At 71.8% G+C, this 14310-nt stretch carries 12 protein-coding genes; 4 read left to right on the top strand and 8 right to left on the bottom strand.

Translation table 11 applies throughout. The features are described 5' to 3' along the window. Positions 1-17: 17 nt before the first annotated feature. Both MTF69_RS12390 and MTF69_RS12385 read right to left on the bottom strand, forming a co-directional pair. On the bottom strand, positions 18-713 hold the full coding sequence (locus MTF69_RS12390) for a response regulator transcription factor (protein ID WP_243333471.1): 696 nt from the start codon (positions 711-713) through the stop codon (positions 18-20). Then, the gene (locus MTF69_RS12385; protein WP_243333469.1) at positions 710-2005 is read right to left on the bottom strand and encodes an ATP-binding protein; all 1296 of its coding nucleotides are present in this window, start codon (positions 2003-2005) and stop codon (positions 710-712) included. The genes MTF69_RS12390 and MTF69_RS12385 overlap by 4 nt, the downstream gene beginning before the upstream one ends. Before the next feature lie 131 nt (positions 2006-2136). Between MTF69_RS12385 and MTF69_RS12380 the strand changes: the two genes are divergently transcribed. From MTF69_RS12380 to MTF69_RS12370, 3 genes are all read left to right on the top strand, one after another. Further along, entirely contained in the window at positions 2137-3525 is a 1389-nt protein-coding gene (locus MTF69_RS12380; RefSeq protein WP_243333467.1) for a PspC domain-containing protein, read from the top strand. Next, positions 3512-3745, top strand: coding sequence for a hypothetical protein (locus MTF69_RS12375; RefSeq protein ID WP_243333465.1), 234 nt, complete (start codon positions 3512-3514; stop codon positions 3743-3745). The genes MTF69_RS12380 and MTF69_RS12375 overlap by 14 nt, the downstream gene beginning before the upstream one ends. Positions 3746-3882: 137 nt before the next feature. Then, positions 3883-5124 carry a hypothetical protein gene (locus MTF69_RS12370; RefSeq protein ID WP_308401394.1) on the top strand — a complete coding sequence of 414 codons (1242 nt, stop codon included), beginning with the start codon at positions 3883-3885 and terminating at the stop codon, positions 5122-5124. A gap of 13 nt (positions 5125-5137) precedes the next feature. Here the strand turns inward: MTF69_RS12370 and MTF69_RS12365 are convergent, their stop codons facing one another. The 4 genes from MTF69_RS12365 to guaA all read right to left on the bottom strand — a co-directional run bounded on the left by MTF69_RS12365 (position 5138) and on the right by guaA (position 9727). Continuing rightward, complete coding sequence (locus MTF69_RS12365; protein WP_374322860.1) at positions 5138-5665, bottom strand: DoxX family protein; 528 nt, start codon at positions 5663-5665, stop codon at positions 5138-5140. Between the two features lie 18 nt (positions 5666-5683). After that, positions 5684-6940: a hypothetical protein gene (locus tag MTF69_RS12360; RefSeq protein ID WP_243333462.1), complete on the bottom strand. Its 1257-nt coding sequence runs from the start codon at positions 6938-6940 to the stop codon at positions 5684-5686. Between the two features lie 102 nt (positions 6941-7042). After that, positions 7043-7852 carry a class II aldolase/adducin family protein gene (locus MTF69_RS12355; RefSeq protein WP_243333459.1) on the bottom strand — a complete coding sequence of 270 codons (810 nt, stop codon included), beginning with the start codon at positions 7850-7852 and terminating at the stop codon, positions 7043-7045. 288 nt (positions 7853-8140) lie between these two features. Then, entirely contained in the window at positions 8141-9727 is a 1587-nt protein-coding gene (guaA, locus tag MTF69_RS12350; RefSeq protein WP_243333457.1) for a glutamine-hydrolyzing GMP synthase, read from the bottom strand. 295 nt (positions 9728-10022) lie between these two features. On the opposite strand from guaA, the gene MTF69_RS12345 reads away from it, so the two are divergent. Continuing rightward, on the top strand, positions 10023-10280 hold the full coding sequence (locus MTF69_RS12345) for a chorismate mutase (RefSeq protein WP_243333455.1): 258 nt from the start codon (positions 10023-10025) through the stop codon (positions 10278-10280). 344 nt (positions 10281-10624) lie between these two features. Here MTF69_RS12345 and MTF69_RS12340 read toward each other — a convergent pair whose 3' ends face one another. Together MTF69_RS12340 and MTF69_RS12335 are read right to left on the bottom strand one after the other, a co-directional pair. Then, positions 10625-12292, bottom strand: a complete 1668-nt coding sequence (locus MTF69_RS12340; RefSeq protein ID WP_243333453.1) for an LPXTG cell wall anchor domain-containing protein — start codon at positions 12290-12292, stop codon at positions 10625-10627. Positions 12293-12487: 195 nt separating this feature from the next. Beyond that, on the bottom strand, positions 12488-14281 hold the full coding sequence (locus MTF69_RS12335; RefSeq protein WP_243333452.1) for a GMC oxidoreductase: 1794 nt from the start codon (positions 14279-14281) through the stop codon (positions 12488-12490). Between the last annotated feature and the right edge of the window lie 29 nt (positions 14282-14310).

Genomic DNA, 14310 nt, shown 5'->3' with positions numbered 1-14310 from the left:
GGGCCCAGCCGACCGGGTCAGATCAGCCGGCGGGCCGTCGCCCAGCGGGTGAGCTCATGGCGGTTGGAGAGCTGGAGCTTGCGCAGCACCGCCGAGACGTGGGATTCCACGGTCTTGACCGAGATGAACAGCTGCTTGGCGATCTCCTTGTACGCGTACCCGCGCGCGATCAGCCGCAGCACCTCGCGCTCGCGCTGGGTGAGGCGGTCCAGGTCCTCGTCGACCGGCGGGGCGTCCGTCGAGGCGAAGGCGTCGAGCACGAAGCCCGCCAGCCGCGGCGAGAACACCGCGTCCCCGTCCTGGACGCGGAAGACCGAGTCCACCAGGTCGGTGCCGGTGATCGTCTTGGTGACATAGCCGCGGGCGCCGCCCCGGATGACCCCGATGACGTCCTCGGCGGCGTCCGACACCGACAGGGCCAGGAACCGTACCGGGTCCTCGACGGCGCCCATCAGCGGGGCGCAGCGGCGCAGTACCTCGACGCCGCCGCCACCGGGCAGGTGCACGTCGAGGAGCACCACCTCGGGTCGGGTGGCGGTGATGACGGTGACGGCCTGGTCCACGTCGGCGGCCTCGCCGACGACCTCGACCCCGGTCCGCTCGGTCTCGCCGATCTCGGCCTGCACCCCGGTACGGAACATCCGGTGGTCGTCGACGAGCACCACCCGGACCCTCCTGGTCACGCCGCCGGTGCTCGCGCTGTCCTCGGTCATGCTGCCTTCGCCGCCCTCTCCATCTCCAGCTCGACTTCCGTGCCGCCGTCGGGCGCGGACCGCAGTCGAGCGGTCCCGCCGTTGCGCTGCATCCGGCCGATGATCGATTCTCGTACGCCCATCCGGTCGTCCGGTACCGCGTCGATGTCGAAGCCGGGTCCGCGGTCCCGTACGGACACGAACACCGTCTGGCCCTCCACCTCGGCGTACACCTGGACGGGGCCGCCGTCGCCACCGTACTTGGCGGCATTGACCATCGCCTCGCGCGCGGCCTGCATCTGTGCGGCCAGCTTCTCGTCGAGGGGGCAGTCGCCGACGACGACCACCTCGATCTGGACGCCGTGGTGGTCCTCCACCTCTGCGGCGGTCTTCTTCACGGCCTCGGCCAGGGTCGTGGGCTCCTCGCCCTCGTCCTTGCCGGTGCCCTCGGGCTTGTACAGCCAGTTGCGCAGCTCCCGCTCCTGGGCGCGGGCGAGGCGGCGCACCTCCCCGACGTCCTCGGCGTTGCGCTGGATCAGGGTGAGGGTGTGGAGCACGGAGTCGTGGACGTGGGCGGCCACCTCGGCACGCTCCTGGGCGCGGATGCGCATCAGGCGCTCCTCGGAGAGGTCCTGGGTCATCCGGATCAGCCAGGGTCCCGCGAGGAGGGCGACGCCGACGAGGACGGCGAGGGTGGCGGTCAGTACGTTGCCCAGCTGGGCGGCGGAGCCGCGGACCACGATGAAGACGGTCAGGCCCACGCCGACCAGGGCGACGCCCGCGAGCGCGCGGGCCGCCTGCAACAGCCTGGCGTGCCGGCCGGCGGCGGCGTTCCAGTGGGCGCGGCGGGCGTTGTCGGCCTGGCGCCAGACCAGGACCACACCGGCCCCCACGAGCAGGGTCGGCCACACGTACCGTCCGGAGCTGCCGCCGACCTGGACCTGGGAGATGAAGATGCCCGCGCCGACGCACAGCGCGATCAGCGCGAAGATCTGGCCCCGCTCGGGCTTGCGCAGCCGCCGGGTGCCGTCGGGGAGGGTGTCGAAGTAGGAGCGGTGGCCGCTGCGCCCGCCGACGCCGAGCGGTACGAAGACCCAGAACGCGGCATAGAGCAGCACGCCGAGGCCGTCGCCCCACATGAACAGGCCGAGGAAGGTCAGCCGGACCCAGACGACGGGCAGGCCCAGGTGCCCGGCGAGGCCGCGCGCGACTCCGCCGAGCATCCGGCCGTCGGCGCTGCGGTAGAGCTTGCGCTGCGGCGTCTCGTCGGATTCCGGTGCGTACGGCGTGCGTGGGGCGGCTGCTACGGGCATGTCACCGATGGTCACACGGTCGCGGCGCCCGTGGCATCAGGGCAGCCCCCCAGTTCTCTCGGGGGGATATCAGGGTTGCGCCAGGGTAGATCCGGATGCCCGCGGCGGCGGCGGACCGTCACCATGTACGCATGACCGAAGTACACGATTCCCCGCCGCCGGACGCAGGCGCCGCCGCGAGTGCGGCCGGCGCGGGCGCCGGCTCCGCTTCGCCGCTCGCCGAGCGCCCTCCCCTGCGCCGCGGCAAGCGGGACAAGGTGCTCGCGGGCGTGTGCGGCGGTCTGGGCCGGTACTTCGGTCTCGACCCGGTGATCTTCCGGATCGTGCTCGGCGTCCTCGCCGTCACCGGCGGCGTCGGTCTGATCTTCTACGGCTTCGCGTGGCTGCTGCTGCCCCAGGAGGGCGAGGAGGACAGCGAGGCGAAGAAGCTGCTGACCGGCCGGGTCGAGGGCTCGACGCTGGCGGCGGTCTTCACCGCTCTGGTGGGCTGCGCCCTGTTCCTGTCGATGCTGGACAACGGCGGGCTGGCGGTCTTCTCCGTCCTGGCCGTCCTGGCACTGGGCGCCGCGGCGTACTGGTCGCAGCGGCGGCGGAGCGGGCCCGGCGCAGCTCCCGAGGAGAAGGCCGCGCCGGGCGCCGAGTTCGTGTACCCGGCGGCCACCCGCACCGGGCACCGCACCGCGCACAGTCCGGCGCCGCCCGAGACCCAGGCGCCGCCCGCGCCCGGGGGCCCGTCCTGGTGGCGGGATCCGCTGGTCAAGGACGGGACCACGGGGCCGGTCGGCTCGACGGGGTACCTGTGGGGCCCCGAGGACTCGGTCGAAGTCATACCCGGCGGCGGCCCGGCCACGGCTCCGCCGTCCGGGGAGCACGTCGCCTGGGAGCCCCGCGGCGGCATTGGCGGCCGGGTGTTCGTACTGGCCGCGCTGGCCGGGAGCATCGCCACCGCCGCGGTCTGGGAGGGCAGCACCCTGAGCCACGCCCTGCAGGTCGGCTTCGCCGCCGCCCTCGCCGTCTTCGGCCTCGGGCTCGCGGTGAGCTCGGTCAAGGGCCGCACGGGCTTCGGCACCATCCTGCTCTCGGTGATCACGGCCGTACTGCTGGCCGGGTCGGTCGCGCTGCCCAAGGAGATCCGTACCGACTGGCGCGTCGTGGACTGGCATCCGACCGCGGTGGCCAACGTGGCACCGGTGTACGAGGCGGGTACCGGGCTCGCCACCTTGGACCTCAGCCACGTGGACGTGCCCAAGGGCACCACCGTGCCCGTCCGCGCCTCCATCGACGCGGGCCGGCTGCGGGTGATCCTCCCGAGGGAGGTCTCCGCGAAGACGGTGGCGACGGTCAGGCTGGGCGACATCCAGATGCCCGGCGACACCGGCGAGGACGTACGCGTTCGGAACCGCACCGAGACCCGGGAGGCGACCCTGCCCCCCGTCTCGGGCACCAAGGCCGGCGGCGTGATCGAATTGCACCTCAGCGCGGGTGTGGGACAGGTGGAGGTGGCCCGTGCGGCGTCATGAGTTCCAGCCGGGACGGCTGATCGCGGGACTGGTCCTGATGGCGGCCGGGGTGCTCTATCTCCTCGGCGCGGCCGGCGAGGCCGATCCGCCGTGGTTCTTCGTCCTCATGATGACCGCGGGCGGGCTCGCCTTCGCCGCCGTCGCCGGGCTGGTCACCTACGCCGTGCGGCGCGACAGGCGCGACCGGATCGGGGAGACCCACGGGTCCGGCGGGAGGTGATGTCACGCCCATCATGACAGGTCAGAGGGGGTTTTCGTAGGACGAAGGGCACAGGTGAGCAGCCTTGTCCGGCTCCCTGCGCCGCCCCCAGACTCTCCGTCATGGATCACTCGGGGAAAGTCGATCAGGACGACATAGTGCGGGCACGCAATGTGCTGCTCTCGTCGGGGCGCCTCTACCCGCGGGACAAGGTGGACGTCTACCGGGTACTCGCCCAGGTCAGCCCCGCCGCCTACCTGCCCCTCCTGGCCAAGGCCTTGCAGCACCTGAGTTACGAGGGCGGCAGAACGCATCCGGCCGCCCTCGCGCTGTGCGAGGAGGCGGTGGCCGCGGCGCGGGCCATCGATCCGGCCGAACCCGCCCGCGCGGATGTCCTGTACGAGGCCCTCAACACGTGCCAGCGCGAGCTGTACGGCGCGGGCCGGCGCGTCGAAGGGCTCGCCATGCGCGCCGAAATGCTCGCCATCGGCCGTGCGCAGGACGAACTGGCCGGGGAACCCTCGGGCACAGGGCTGAGCACGTGGGCGACCGGTCTTTCCGAGGAAGGCCGGTATGCCGAGGCCGCCGACGCCATGACCGAGTTGGTCGCGGTGGCCCTGCCCGGCGGGCCCCGCAGCGGGGGTCTCGCCTGGTCGCTCCTGGAGTGGATCGCCGTTCTCCATGAAGCCGGCCGGTCCGGCGAAGCCCTCGACGCGTTCGAGACCCTCGTCGGCGTGCAGGCCGCCGAGGCGGGAAACAACCGCGACTTGACGATCTGCCATCTCCACACGCTCATCGGGTACGCACGGATGCTCGACGCCCACGGACGAGGGGAACGGGCAGGCCTGGTCAGGCAAGAGGCACTCGCCTTGCTCACGGAGCTGGCCGGCACCAGTGAGCGGTACTCCGCGGGCGGCTACGAGGTGGCGTTCTGGGCGGTGCTGCTGTCCTTCCCCGGCGCCGGAAGCGACCGGCCCGCGCCCGGTGAACCGCGTCCCCCTTCGGGCGCGGATCCCATGTACTGGTCGCGTGACACCAAGCAGCGCTACTTCGACAGCCGTCACGCCCTGCGCGAAGAGGTGGACGCCCTCGCCGCTCGGGCCACCGAGGACCCGGACCGGCACCTGGCCGAACTGGTCCGGCTGCACCAGGTCCTCACCGTCCGCTCCACCGTCTACTGGCGGTACGAGACCCATCTGTTCGAGGAGCGGGTGCGTCCCCTCTTCGACGAAGGAGTGGACCTGGCCCGCCGGCTGTCCCTGCACGACCCGGCAGCCGGAACGCGGACCCTGGCCGGCAACCTGATCGACCGGTCGAGCTTCCACATCGCCGTCGGCGAGCTGGGGCCCGCCCTCGACGACTTCCGCCAAGCACTACAGCACCTGGGAGCGGCGACCTGATCGGACCGGTCCCTCAGCCGGCGGCCCGCCGCCCGCGCCCGATCAGCTCGTCCAGTGACCACAGGGGTGCCCCGGCGAGGATCAGCGGGGTCCAGGCCATGAGGTAGATCAGGTCGTTTCCGTAGTAGTAGGGGGTCACCGCCCAGGACACGGTGAGCCACAGGCTGAGCGAGATCAGGGCCCCGCCGACGGACGCGATCCGGGTCAGCAGCCCGGCCAGGACCCCCAGGCCGACCAGGATTTCCCCGATGGCCAGGGCCACGGCGAAGCCGACGGGCGCCTTCAGGGCCAGGTCCACCATGGCGGGGATCGCCGAGGTGTCGCGCACCCCGTGCATCAGCTCGCCGATGGAGCCGCTGCCGGTGGCGGAGAGGAAGGCGGAGTCGGTCAGCTTGTCCAGGCCGGCGTAGACGAAGGTCACGCCGAGGAAGATCCGCAGGGGCAGGAGCGCGTGGCGGGCGGCGAGCTCGCGCAGGCCGCGCAGGCCGCTCGCTCCCGTGGGAGCGCCAGGGTCGCCGGAGGGGACGTCAGTTCGGGTCACGCGTCATGTGTACCCGCTTCACTCCGCCACGTCGATGGTGCACCGGTTTGATTCCACCCCCGCGGCGGTGACGACCTGGATCTCGATCCGCCCCGGTTCCACTTCGGCCGGGACGGGCACGGTCAGCACGGCGTCGGACGGGTTGGTGAAGCCGCCCGCCACCGGGACCAGCGGTACGTGCACATGGACCGCACCCACCCGGACCACCAGCCGGGCCAGCATCTCCGGCGTCTGCGCTCCCGGCGGGACGAAGCCCACTCCGCGGATCTCGATGTCGTCCCCGGGGCGGATCGCCGCGTCCAGATCCCCGGGCTCGCGTCTGCGCACCACCGACAGGACCAGTGGGCGGCTGCCCTCCGCGTACTTCGCCGCCAGGTACACGGCCGCCGACAGCGCGACCAGCAGCGCCAGCGCCCACGGCAGCGCCGGCAGCCGGTCGGGGAACCGGGCCAGCGAGACCGCCGCGAAGGCCAGCACCACCGTGGAGACCAGGACGTACTGGGCGTCCGGGAAGGAGCCCCGGCCCGCGTCGTCCGTCAGCAGGTCCGCCCCGGTCGGGCGGTCCGCGGGCAGCTTCTGCAGCCGCTGCCCCATGATCCGTACGGAGACCACCCGGCGCACCAGCACCGCGACCCCCGAGGTCAGCCCGAGCACCGCCAGCAGCGGCAGCGCCCGGTCGAGCGCGAGCCCCGCGTACAGCGCCTGGCGCTCCGGTCCCGGCGAGGAGGCGGCGAGGCGCAGCGCGGGCAGCAGCGTCGCGAAGGCGGTGAGCACCAGCCAGGCGCTCGGTACCGTCTTCGAGGTGGACAGCCGGTTGTCCTCGCCGACGAGCGGGGCCAGCAGACCGCCCCGGAGCGTCTGCGCGCGGGCCGCCACCGTCAGCAGGGCGGCCAGGACGAGCGCGGCGAGCAGCCCGGCGGTGCGCGCCGTGGACCAGCCGGTGCCGAGCGCGGTGCCGACCTGGACCAGGAGCAGCACGCCCGCGGCGATCCACACGGCGAGCACTGCCCGCCGGGAGAACAGGTAGAGCCAGGAGCTGCCCGCCTCCCGGCCCCGGTCGGCGACCGTCCGGGCCGACAGGGTCAGCTCGTCGGAGACCCACTGGCGGGAGGCTCCGAGGGAGTGGGCCACGGCGGCCGGCACTCCGTGCCCGGAGGCGAACTCGTCGCGCTTCTCCAGGAACGCTGCGACCGCGCGGCGGTGCCCCTCTCGTGTGCAGTCCTCGCAGGCGCAGGCCGCGGTATGGGTGCTTCTGGACATCTCTTGGACAGCCACGAACGTGCCGCCTCTCTGAACTCCGGTGCGATGCCAGCGAATTGTGCACCACTGGGGCAGTGTTCCGGATTGCGCACGATGTCAGAGCAGGTGATTAACCGTTCATGATGTTGACGCACCCGCTCCGGAGACCTCCAGCAGCGGCTGGCAGTTCACCCACGCCGCCAGATCGGACCCGAACCGCTCCCGGGTCGCGAGCGCGCTGTGGTGGCTGATGAGCACCGCTTTCCCGGCCGCCCGCGCGATCAGCTGCACCTGCGCGGCCCGCTCCGCCGCGATGAACCACCATGCGGCGGCCTCGACCGAGTCGCCGACCGTCAGCAGCCCCAGGTTCCGCAGGATCAGCGCCTTGTAGGGGCCGAGCGCGCCCGCGATCCGCTCGGCGTCCCCGCCGCCCGCGGCCCCGCCGCCCAAGGCCCCGCCGCCCAAAAACTCGTCGAGCAGTGCGTGGTCCTCGTAGAAGGCGCAGGCCTCCTGGGTGACGGGGGCGAGCAGTTCGCCGAGTGCGGCGAGCGCCCTGCCGTACGGGGCCTGCGTGCGGACGACGGCCACGACGGCGGGCCGGGCCCGGTGGACGGCCGCGTGCACGGCGAAGGCCAGCTGGTTGACCCTGCGCTCCCCCTGGCGGACCCGCCCCTCCCCGTCGACCAGCAGCAGGTCGTCGGGGCCGATCGCGCCGAAGGCCCGGCCGAAGGGGTTCACCCAGTAGCAGTCCTCGAACTCCGGGTCCCGGGCGCTGACGTGCCCGCCCACCCCGTCCTCGTACCCGAGCCTCCCCAGCAGCCGCAGCACCCCGGCGAGCCGCCCCTTGCGGTGGGCGCGCTCCTCCCCGGCGGTGGCGAAGCGGGGCGGCATCTCGAAGGCGAGCCGCTCCACGGGCACGGGCACGGGTACGGGCTGGTCCGGCTGCATGGCGGTCCCCTCCTCGGTCGGTTCGCGGCGCAAGGTACCGGCAGGGCATGCAACTGACCAGAGGAACGGCGAAGCCGCCGCACCCAGCGGGTGCGGCGGCTTCAGCGTGGCGCGCGACCCAGGGGGCGCGCGGCGTGTGGGGTTGAAGGGACTACTCCCACTCGGTGACTCCTCCCCCTCGCGCACGAGGGGGCTTCTCACTTGGGGCCGAAACCTCTCATGACGGCCAAGCCCTGACCGCTGCCGAAGCAGGATCGAAGCGTACTACGCCGCTTCGCAGCTGCGGCGTCATTCCCACTCGATGGTGCCCGGCGGCTTGCTCGTGCAGTCCAGGACCACGCGGTTGACGTCCGGCACCTCGTTGGTGATGCGGGTGGAGATCCGCGCGAGCACCTCGTACGGCATGCGCGTCCAGTCCGCGGTCATCGCGTCCTCGGAGGAGACGGGGCGCAGCACGATCGGGTGGCCGTACGTACGGCCGTCACCCTGGACTCCGACGCTGCGGACATCGGCCAGCAGGACGACCGGGCACTGCCAGATCTCGCGGTCCAGGCCGGCCGCCGTGAGCTCGTGGCGGGCGATGGCGTCGGCCTCGCGGAGCAGGTCCAGGCGCTCCTTGGTGACCTCTCCGACGATGCGGATGCCGAGGCCGGGGCCGGGGAACGGCTGGCGCTGGACGATCTCGGCGGGCAGGCCGAGCTCCTGGCCGACCATCCGGACCTCGTCCTTGAACAGCTGGCGCAGCGGCTCGACGAGCTCGAACTCGATGTCGTCGGGGAGCCCGCCCACGTTGTGGTGGGACTTGATGTTGGCGGTGCCGGTGCCGCCGCCGGACTCGACGACGTCCGGGTACAGGGTGCCCTGGACCAGGAAGGCCACCGCCGGGCCGTCCTCCTGGAGGATCTCCAGCTGGGCCGCCTCGAAGACGCGGATGAACTCGCGCCCGATGATCTTGCGCTTGGTCTCCGGGTCGGAGACGCCGGCCAGCGCGTTCAGGAAGCGCTCCTGCGCGTCGACGACCTTCAGCTGCACGCCGGTGGCGGCGACGAAGTCCTTCTCGACCTGCTCGGTCTCGCCCTTGCGCATCAGACCGTGGTCCACGTACACGCAGGTGAGCTGCGAGCCGATGGCCTTCTGCACGAGGGCCGCGGCGACCGCGGAGTCCACGCCGCCGGACAGGCCGCAGATGGCGCGCTTGTCGCCGACCTGCTCGCGGATGAGGGCGACCTGCTCCTCGACGATGTTGCCGGGGGTCCAGGTGGGCTGCAGGCCCGCGCCGCGGTAGAGGAAGTGCTCCAGGATCTGCTGGCCGTGCGTGGAGTGCATCACCTCGGGGTGGTACTGCACGCCGTAGAGCTTCTTCTCGTCGTTCTCGAAGGCCGCGACCGGGACGACGTCGGTCGACGCGGTGACGGTGAAGCCCTCGGGAGCGGCGGAGCAGGCGTCGCCGTGGGACATCCACACCGACTGGTTCTCGGGGGTGCCCTCGAAGAGGGTGGATCCGGCCTTGGAGACGGCCAGCGGAGTACGGCCGTACTCGCGCGAGCCGGTGTTGTCGACGGTGCCGCCGAGGGTGACCGCCATGAGCTGGAAGCCGTAGCACATGCCGAAGACGGGGACGCCGGCCTCGAAGATCGCGCCGTCGAGCTGGGGGGCGCCCTCCTCGTACACGGAGGACGGGCCGCCGGAGAGGATGATCGCCTTCGGGTTCTTGGCGAGCATCTCGGCCACGGGCATCGTGCTGGGCACGACCTCGGAGTAGACCCGTGCCTCGCGGACGCGGCGGGCGATGAGCTGCGCGTACTGGGCGCCGAAGTCGACGACGAGAACCGTGTCCGGGGCGCTGTCGTGGGGGGCGAAGGTGGCTTCTGGCACGGGGCAGGCCTTCCGGCGGAAGAGGGGGTTGTTTTGTCGATTCTAACGGGGGACGGATACCCCTCTTCGTCTCAGTGTCCGAACCGGCTTGGCACGGAGCAGGACAGAGGGTAATAATCCCTCCATGCGCAAGCAGCTGAGCTTCCTCTTTACCTATGGCACCGGCCGGTCCGGTCGCCATGGGTCATCGTGATGCTCGCTTGAGCCGCTGACTTCCCAGAGCGCCCCGGTCCGACAGGACCGGGGCGCTCTGGCGTTTCCGCTCCGGTCGGACCCTCACCCAGAGGAGAACCCCATGTCCGTCACCACCCCCGAGCAGCTGATCGCAGGCTCCCGCGAGCGGATCGACGCCATCGACGACCGGATCATCGGCCTGATCCAGGAACGGATGGCCGTGTCGACCGTCATCCAGGAGGCCCGGATCGGCTCGGGCGGTCGACGGGTGCACCTGTCCCGGGAGATGGAGGTGCTGCAGCACTGGAGCGACGCCCTCGGCAAGCCCGGCACCTCGCTCGCGATGACCCTGCTGGAGCTGTGCCGGGGCCGGGTGTGAGGGCCGCACCGGTACCCGCGGCCGAGCCCGTGACGCCTGTTCGTCACCCGTCCGGACCGTGACCGCCCCCACGGCCCTTCGTTGATGCGGATGACCGTGCCAGCCAGGTGCGGGACCGCAGCACCGCGCGTGGCTCCGCTGGAGCGATGAGACGCACCCCCTGCCGGGCGTGCGTCGTGGGACCTCGCTCCTTCATGTGACCGGACGGCAGGGGACAGCAGCCCGGTCACCACATAAGGACGGCCGGCCCGGGGGACGCCCCGGACCGGCCGTTCTTCTGTTTCCCCCGTTGTTTCCCCCGTCTGCTCCCCCGTTGTTTCCCCCGTCGGTCCCCGCCTGCGCCGTTACGCGCGGCCGGTGGCCCGCCGGCGGAACACCAGGAACACCGCGGCACCGGCGGCCACGAGCGCCGCACCGGCGATCAGAACCGGCCCGGCGGTGGAGCCGGTCTCGGCGAGGCCGCCGCTCGGCGTCTTGCCGTTGCCGGTACTGGCGCCCGGGCTCGGAGTGGTGCTGGTACCCGGCGTGGCCGACGGGCTCGTGGAGGCCGTCGGCTTCGGGCCGGGGGTGGTCGGGGCCGTGGTCGGCGCGGGGACGATGTCCTTGCCGTTGATCACGAAAGCGGCCTTGTTGTTGGCGTGGTTCGGGTCCCAGCTCGCCGGCTTGGTGCCGCTCGGGGCCGCCCAGCCGCCGACCGTGACGGAGCCGGTGGCGTCCGCGATGACCTTCTCGATCTTCAGCTCGAACGGGAAGTCGAACTTCTCCTTCTCCCCGATGACGTGCAAGGTCGGGCAGAAGTAGCGGGGGGCGCCCAGCTGCTGCTCACGGTAGTCCCCCTTGGCCGTGGCGGCCCTGCAGAACTCCGGCACCTTGGTGACCTTCGCGCCGGCCGGGATCACGATGTCCGCCATGGCCACGTCCTCGCCGGAGCGGAGGTAGGCGACCCACGCCGGACCCTCGTTGCGGAAGCCGAGATCGGCCTTGACCGTCTCGCCCGCCTTGCCCTTCAGGGAGGTGGGCGCGGCCACCAGGTCGGCGGTGTTCTTCACCGAGAAGTCGAAGTCGTGCTGGTTGTTCCACGGGTCCAGGTCCACCGTGCGCGGAGCGGCCTTGGCCGTGCGCACCTTGAGGCCCAGCTTCTTGCCCGTGCGGTGCGTGCTGAGCTTCTGCGTGGACTGCGGCTGGGAGCCGGCCTCGTGCACCCCGTAGATCAGTCCCTCGATGAAGGCGTGCGGAGCGGCCTTGAGGGTCAGCGCGCCGGCGATCTCGTAGACCTCGCCGGGCTTGACCTCGTTGTCGAAGGTGCAGACCGTCGTGCCCCAGCCCACGCTCCAGGGCTGGCTCTCGCTGTCGTCCTCGCTGTAGGCGCAGTTGTCGTACTGCTCGACCAGGCCCATGCCGTGCGTGGTGCCCAGTTCCAGCGCCACGCCCTTGACGGACTCGGTGCCCGTGTTGCCGAAGACGATCGGGAGCGGCTGGGTCTCGCCCGGAGTCAGCTTCGCCTTGAGCTTGGCCTTCTCCATCACCAGGTCGGGGCCGCCGACCTTGACCTTGGTGGTGGCGGGCTTGAAGGTGGCGCCCTGCGCCGAGCCGGTCATCGTCAGGTCGACGACGGTGCCGAGCTTGCTGCCCTTGGCGGCGGCGAGGTCCAGGGAGACCACCGGGGTTCCGTGCCAGATCCCCCAGTCCTTGCAGGTGACCGTCGTCGCGACGAGCGTGCAGTCGGTGAACTGCTCCTTCGGGAGCGTCACGTCGACGATGCCCTTGAGCGCGCTCAGGTCGATCGTGTAGGTGCTCGGGTTGTCGAAGGGCTCGTCGGTCTCGCTCTCGCTCTCGACACGGAAGTCGACCGTGCTCGTCTGCGGCTTGCCCTTCTGCCCGGGGTGCGGGAACAGGCCGATCTCCGCCGGGCTGGTGAGCGTGAACACCGGGTCCGCGGCGTTCGCGGGGGTGGCGGCCAGGCCGACGGCCACCAGGCCGGCTGCCGCCAGCAGGGAGATGTGCTTTCTCATGCCGGTCTTGACACGCGAAGGCCCTCCCCGGTTGCCCTCTTGACCATGTGACGGACGCCACACCTCCGCCGCCGGTTTCCGCTACAACCATCCGGGCCGGGCGGCGGTCTTGCATGTAGTTCGGCGGGTACCGCGCTCGGAGGGGGAGTGCGGTGCCCGCCGAAGTCGTTCAGCGACCGATCTCGGCGTCGGCGGCTATTCGGCGGGGGACGCCGTGCGCGGCGGAACCTCCGGTACCGCCAGGAACGGCAGGCGAAGCGCCCCGAAGGCCTCCTTCGGCACCGCCGGACGGACCGGTTCCACGGCCTCCAGGCGGGCGTAGGCCGCCCCCTGCTCCGGGCGCGGGTCGCGCTCGCCGTTGTTCGGCCAGTAGGACATCGCCCGTTCCGCTTGCGCGGTGATCGTCAGCGACGGGTTGACCCCGAGGTTCGCGGAGACCGCCGAGCCGTCCACCACCGAGATGCCCGGGTGCCCGTAGAGCCGGTGGTACGGGTCGACCACGCCCTCCTCGGGCGAGGCGCCGATCGGGCAGCCGCCGAGGAAGTGCGCCGTCAGCGGGGTGCCCATCAGCTCGCCGATGTTGCTGCCGGGGAACCCGTTGATCTCCTCGGCCAGCAGGGTCGCCGCCCGCGTGGCCTCGGCGATCTGTACCGGGTTGGGCGCTCCGTGGCCCTGGCGGGCGGTGAGCAGGCCCTTCCCTATGCCGCCGGGCTTGCGGTAGGTGGTCAGGGAGTTGTCGAGGGACTGCATGACCAGGCCGATGATGGTCCGCTCCGACCAGCGCCGGTTGGAGAGGGACCGCAGCAGCTGGACGGGGTGCCGGGCGGTGCGCCCGAACCAGGCGCGGACCCGGTGGGTGGAGTACGGCACCTGGAGGATCGTCATGAACCCCATCGCGTTGGAGCCCTTGCCGTAGCGCACCGGCTCGATGTGCGTGTCGGCGTTGGGGTGCACCGAGGAGGTGATGGCCACGCCCCGCGTGAAGTCGGCCCGCTTGTCCTTGCCGTGCCGCTTGCGGTACCGCCGGTCATCCGTCTGAGCCCCTACGAGGCCTTCGGAGTTGGTCCGGGTCAGATCGCCGAGGCGGTCCGAGAGGCGGGGCAGCTCGCCGAGGTCCTTCATCGTGTGCAGGAGGGTCTGGGTGCCGTACGTGCCCGCCGCGACGACCACGTAGCGGGCGCGCAGCACCTTGACCTTGCCCCGGCGCCGGCCGTCGGTGGGGACGGTCCGGACGCGGTGGCCGCCGTCGGGGTGGTCGGAGAGGGCGGTGACCGTGGTCATGGGGTGGATGACGGCGCCGGCCCGCTCGGCGAGGTGCAGGTAGTTCTCGCCCAGGGTGTTCTTCGCGCCGTGCCGGCAGCCGGTCATGCACTCGCCGCACTCGGTGCAGGCCTTGCGGGCGGGGCCGGCGCCGCCGAAGTACGGGTCGGCCACCTCGTCACCGGGGCGGACCTTGCCCTGGCCCTGGGCGTCGTCGCCGTCCCCGAAGAAGACGCCCACCGGGGCCATGTGGAAGGAGTCGGCGACGCCCATCTTGGCGGCGGCCGCCTTGAGGTGGACGTCGGAGGGGGTCGTCGTCGGGTTGAGCCGGACCCCCAGCATCCGCTTGGCCTGGTCGTAGTAGGGGGCGAGCTCGTCCTGCCAGTCCGTGATGGACGCCCACTGCCGGTCCTCGAAGAAGGCGGTGGGGGGCACGTAGAGGGTGTTGGCGTAGTTGAGGGAGCCGCCGCCGACCCCGGCGCCCGCGAGGACCATCACGTTGCCGAGGAGGTGGATGCGCTGGATCCCGTACAGCCCGAGGGCCGGGGCCCACAGGTAGTTGCGCAGGTCCCAGCTGTTCTTCGGCAGGGTCTCGCGGGTGAAGCGGCGTCCTGCCTCCAGGACGCCGACCCGGTACCCCTTCTCGGTGAGCCGCAGCGCCGAGACCGACCCTCCGAAACCCGATCCGATGACGATGACGTCGTAGTCGTAGTCGTAGTCGTACGACACTGCGGTGCCTCCCGAACGGAACGGAACGG

Origin of the sequence: Streptomyces sp. AP-93, from assembly GCF_022808175.1 — a bacterium.
In the GTDB taxonomy this organism is placed as follows: Bacteria; Actinomycetota; Actinomycetes; order Streptomycetales; family Streptomycetaceae; genus Streptomyces.
This window is presented reverse-complemented; position numbering and strand designations above follow the sequence as displayed.